Raw genomic sequence first — 5,082 nt, 5'->3', positions numbered from 1 at the left:
TAGGGCGCGGGGGTCGGGGGCGGGTTCTCGAACCGACGCGGATTCCTTGTCGGTTGCCTTCTTCTTCCGCGATGCCTTTGGCACTGCCTTCTGTTCGGCCTGCCCCGCCTTCGCCTCCTCCTGCGCCTGCACCTTCGCCTTCAGTTCCTCCTGCTGGCGCGTGATGTNCGCGTGCAGATGGGTCATCAGCGCCTTCTTGTTCGCGTGGAACACCGAGCCGTCATGCAGCCCCAGGTCGCTCGCCAACTGATGGGCGTCGCCGTGCGAGAGGTCATGGAATGCCTGAAGGGCTTCGGTCGTGTGCCCGTGGGCGAGGTTCTGCCGCACATGCTCCTTGCGATGGTTCCAATGGGCGAACTCCATCTGCCCGGCCTTGGTTTGGCGCTTGTCGGTGTAGGAGTCCACCCAGACCTTGGCGCCGGTCTTCTGGTTGATCCGGTAGTGGCCGTGGATGTACGCCTTGACCAGGGCGTGATGATCGGGGTTGGGGAAGAACAGCAGCATGGGCGTGTGCCGCATAGACTTTTCGATCATCTTACTTTCCCGTAGCCAGGCGTTTCCGTGGTCATCGAAATTGAACCATCCCGGATGCTGGCTCGCATAGTCGCGCATCACTTCGTTATATGCGCGAAAGCCTTCATGCAGCGGCCCACGGGTGATTTCATCGATCTCTTGTTGTTTCGCCTTCGATCCTTCCGGATCGGAAATAAAATTGAGCCCGCGTTGCAGCTTTGCGATTTTGTAGTGCCATGAGGATTGTTCCGGCGCCACACTGGCCAAGGTCGGCATGTTGCGGCGCACGACCTCGCGCTCCATCCCTTCCGCCATGGCGCCGAAGACCTGCCGCGCTGCCGCCTCATCTTCTCCGCACAGGTACGCGACGCCCTCTTCTTGAGCAAACTCGCGATCCAGGGTGACGCCATGGCGCTTGGCCATGGCCATATACAACGCAACGGCGCTGTACTGGCCTTCCGGCGTGATCGATAACCCGGCGCCCTTCGCCGCATCCATGTATCCGCTGCCGATCATCAGGTCTAGTTCAAGCATCCCTTTTAGGGTCGACGGAAGATGCTTGCCTTCTTTTCCGTATTTCTTGATGCGTCGCAGCATCTTTTTGATTTGGTTTGCTTCAAGTTGCTGGAAAACGTCTTTTTCGGAGCGCGACGTTGCCCATTTCAACATGCGTTCGCCGTCTCCGGCGATCCGCTCAAGTACCTGATCGACAACCTTGCGCGCCATCCCGTCTCGGCGGTCGGTCCCGTAAAGCTCCTGCCACGCCAAATGCACCAGCTCATGGCGCAGGGTGTTGGTGGTCGGCTGCCGATCCTGGATAAACTCGATCCGCATTCCATTGACGGTCATTGCGCCGGCTTGCGCATAGCTTGCGCGCATATGCTCGGGTACATTGTCCAGGTTGACGCGGTGAACAATCGCCACGTCGCTGCCGATGTCTACCCGGTAGTCGAAGAACGCGCACAGTTCGGGCGGCAGCGTGCCGAGCGTTTCCGATAACGCCGCTACGAACTCCGGGCTCCACGCGTTGTCGGCGGCGCGTTTGCGGAGGGCGGCGACGGCTCCGGCACTGTATTGGCCCGCAACAGCATCCCAATGATCGGGCTGCCGGGCGGAATCTTCACCCCGTGTTTGCGCTCCAGTGCCTCTAATTGCGCTTGTTTGGCTTGCAGAATCGGGTCCATCGTCGTTACCTTTGTGAGATTTGTCGCCCTTGTCATCGCTGGTCTGCGGGTCTACACTGTTCCCTGCAAGCCCTGCCGTCGGCTGATCGCCCAACACCCCCGCGGGGGGCGCGGCCTCAGAGATACCGGCAGGGTTTTTGCTTTTGATGATGAAGTGATCATAGAAGCGGTGTCCGTCTTTGGTTTCACGGACAATAACGCCGATTGTCAGCGGTTCATCTTTGAGAAGAACCTTGACCGCATAACGATGCACGGCCTGAATATCGGGGCGCCCGAGTTTATCAGGGACAGACTCTACGTAACGTGCGGTTTTCAGGATGCGCGGTAGCGCATGAAAGACCCGCATCTCGGCATCGTTCGCATTGGCCAGCGCGTGCTTTACGCTCTGCCACGTCACTTCTATTGACTGACCCGTCGACGCATTCTCAAACGCTGCGTCAACAAAATGCTTTTTGGCATAACTGACTGCCGCGTCTCGCAGTGATTTCCCGGCCAGCCCGGCGCCAAACTCGTCGCCGGTTAGGCGGATCACCTTCACCGGCTTATTTCCCACCGTCCCCGCCGCCTTCTTCTCCGCCCACTTTGCGCGCTCGCCCGCCACCAGGGCGTTTTGCAGCGCCTGCCGCTTGTCCGCGAGCTTGCCGTGAACGGCTTCCATGAGGTCTTTCTTGCTGGCGTGCTGCTCACCCGCGTGCAACCCGAGTTCCCCGGCGAGCTGGTGCGCCTCGTCGTGCTCCAGGTCGTGAAACGCGTGCAACGCCTCGCGCTGCCGGCCGTGGCCCAGATGGTGCTCGAAATGCGCCTTACGCGCCGCCCAGTCGGCGAAGGTGGTCCGGCCACGCTCGGGGCGCTTGTCGGTGTAGGAATCCACCCACACCCGCATGTGCGTTTTCGGGCTCAGCCGGTAGTGCCCATGGATGTACGCCTTCATCAAGGCCACAAGGGCGGGGGCGCGATGGGGGAAGAACAGCAGTCTTGGCATGGGCACGGCCTGGCGTCGGGGGTTGGGCGCCAGTGTGGCGTCACGACGCGGGCCAGTATCGGCGGCTGACGCCTAATTCAGTTTGGACCGGGCCTTCCCGAAGAAAGGCCAGACCATCCCCATGCTGCTGGAATAAAGGGCTGCGTCATCTCGTGAGCATCCGGTTACGGCCGGGTTTAGGGTAGCGCCCGCACGCGATCATCGGTCGACCTCGGGAAACCGCAGCAACCAGTCCGGCGCGGTCGGCTTCGCCCCGATCGCCTTGAAGAACAGGTAGCGNGGCCCGTCCACCGTCAGCANNGCCTTGGCCAGCANNTCGCCCCGCGAGACTGCCGTCATCAGCCGATCGAATGCGATATTGATNCGNGTGCGTTCTTCGCCCTCGGGGAACGGCTTGGGATCGCCAAACGGACTGCGATACCACGTGTTGTCCGCTTTCACGCTGAGATAGTCGGATTGCCGGCCCTGGTCGCGTAGCCGGTCCTCGGTCCACGCCTGGAAGGCGCGCGCCGCCANTTCCTTNGTNCTNGACCAGTANGACNNNGNCTTGCCCTCGTCCAGATAGGTCGCCTCGCGCGCAAAGCTCGACATCGCTGGCCCCGCTGCTACGCGGATCGCGCCGCCGTGTTCCTGGCCGCCATAGTAGGCCGCCGCGATGGCGCGCCATTGCTTGAGTTGTCCTTGCGCCTTGCGGTTGGTCGGCGGGTACTTGGCAAAGAAGGCGTCGACCGCCTGGGTTGCGGCATGGACATCGCCCGCGTCGCGAATCAGCTTGGCGGGCGCCGGCATCCCGTAGTCGCGCATCCCTTCCGGCAGATGATCGCGGGTGACGTTGCGCTGGGCCAGGCGATAGTCTTCGCCCGAATAGGGCACGTTCACCGTGATCCGATGCGGCCCCTCATGCAGCGCCGCGCGCAGCCCATGGAACGCGTCGCGCATCTCGCCGGCCGGGAGCGCGGATGGATCTTCAGTCAAAAATGCATCCTTGCCCATCGCCATGCCAAGCGCCTCGCCCAGGAGGTTGTCGAAGGCGTGAAACCACTCATGGGCCAGGCTGCCGCCACCGCCCATCTTGGTCAGGTTGATGACGCGTTGTACCGGCTCGTAGTGGGCGCGGGCGCCGCCGCCAAACCCGGCATTGCCTTTGCCGCGGGCGCCGAAAGCCAGCGCCAGGCGCCCGTTCATGGCGATCTGCTGATCCGGCACGCCGATCAGGTCGGCCAGGTCGGCGAAGGCGCGTGCGGTCTGCTCGGTGTGGAACTTGGCGCTGTTGACATCGCGCAAGACCCAGTTACCGGACTGGACCTCGCGCAGCTTGAAGGCCTCCTTGAGGGCCGCGGTGCTGTCGACCGGGACCGCTCGGCCGCCGATGCGCTCGTAGGTGTCGGCAACCAGCAGTTGGAAGCGCGTGGATTCTTCCGACGCGCCCTTGACCGCGCCCGGCTTGGGTGACTGTTCGGCCCACGACCAATCCGTGATGCGTCCACCTTTGGCATTGGCCACGTGCTTGCCGAACGCGTCCGAGCCCTTGTAGCCGCGGTAGTTCATGACCCCGATGAACCGCTCGCCCATCTGTCCCCATGCCCGGTGCAGGGGGTTCTCGGTCGCGTTGCGGACCTTGGCGCGCGTCACCAGGTCTTTTTGCAGCGCGCGCAATGGGGCTGCTTTGAGCACGGTTTCACTGACGTTGTGCGACCAGCCATCGCCCGTGGTGCGAAATTCTTTTTTATACTGTGGGTTGGCTTTATCAAACTCCTGCAACGCCTGATCGTCTTGCTCGTATTGCTTGCGCAACCCCTGAGCGTCGGCGCGGTCTTCAGCCGTCGGCGTGTATTTACGCTGTCTTGGGGCCGCCTTGGCTTCGGCCCGGTGCATCAATTGCATGGTGATGTAGCGCGCATTTTCGAGCTTTTGACGCTGCTTCTCATAGGCCCGCTGCGGCGCCATGATCGCGTCGTAACGCGCCTGTAGGTCGGCATACTCCGCGGTTTCTGCCGCGTTGAGCGAGACCCCTTCGTACTCGTCCTTGATCTCGGCCAGAACCTTGGTCACTTGGTCAGGCGTCTTGCACGACTCCAGGCGGTCCCGCAGCGACTCCAGCCCCAAGGCGTAATCCTGCCTGGCCTGGGGCGTGTCGTCGGTCGGTTCCTTGCCGACGGCGGCGTAGACCCGATCGACCAGGAAACCCGCGGCCGGTTCCATCCCGCCCGCTTTGAGCCCGTCCCAGTCCACCGCGCCGAACAGGTGCGACTTGGTGATGACCTCCTTGGCTTCGCGCGGGTTGGCTTCCAGGGTCTCCCAATCGATGGCGGTGCCGCGCACCCGTGCCCCGCTGCGCTTGGCGGTGCGCAGGAGGTTGGCCGCGTCTTCCTTGCGGCTGCCCGGCACATAGCCGGTGTCGCG

General features: G+C 62.8%; 2 protein-coding genes. Both read right to left on the bottom strand.

Annotated elements, in window-relative coordinates; all coding sequences use genetic code 11:
- Nucleotides 1–2,355, bottom strand: a 2,355-nt coding sequence (locus A39O_RS36270) for an LPD3 domain-containing protein (RefSeq protein ID WP_456073018.1), incomplete at its 3' end; no start/stop codon positions are given.
- 522 nt (nucleotides 2,356–2,877) lie between these two features.
- Nucleotides 2,878–3,270 (bottom strand): LPD1 domain-containing protein, encoded by a 393-nt coding sequence (locus tag A39O_RS43790; protein WP_456073017.1) that lies wholly within the window; start codon nucleotides 3,268–3,270, stop codon nucleotides 2,878–2,880.
- Nucleotides 3,271–5,082: the final 1,812 nt, after the last annotated feature.

Origin of the sequence: Lamprocystis purpurea DSM 4197 (assembly GCF_000379525.1) — a bacterium.
Taxonomy (GTDB): Bacteria; Pseudomonadota; Gammaproteobacteria; order Chromatiales; family Chromatiaceae; genus Thiodictyon; species Thiodictyon purpureum.
The sequence above is the reverse complement of the archived record's forward strand: the minus strand, read 5'-3'. Positions and strand labels throughout refer to the sequence as shown.